1 protein-coding gene is annotated in these 257 nt (G+C 55.6%); it reads right to left on the reverse strand.

What is annotated here, in order from left to right; genetic code table 11:
• The coding region (locus tag LK536_RS58855) for a substrate-binding domain-containing protein (protein ID WP_506092341.1) at window positions 1–257 on the reverse strand (257 nt) is incomplete at both ends.

Raw genomic sequence — 257 nt, forward strand, 5'->3', positions numbered from 1 at the left:
GGCTTACCATCAGGGTACGGGCCGTATCGGAAACGTCTGAATCCCATGTAACAACGGTTACGCCTGCATCCTTGGCCTCTGTCAGGGCTGAATCCAGTCCGGTGGCATCCACGGAAGATACACAGATTACATCCACGCCGCTGGCAATTGCGTTGTTGATTACATTTACCTGGTCTGCAACCGCCGCGTTGGCGCTGCCCTGGGAATCAACGGTAAAGCCCCACTCCTTGGAGTATTCCTGGGCGCCGTTATTAGCG

It is taken from the genome of Clostridium pacaense, from assembly GCF_020709765.2.
Lineage (GTDB): Bacteria > Bacillota > Clostridia > Lachnospirales > Lachnospiraceae > Enterocloster > Enterocloster hominis.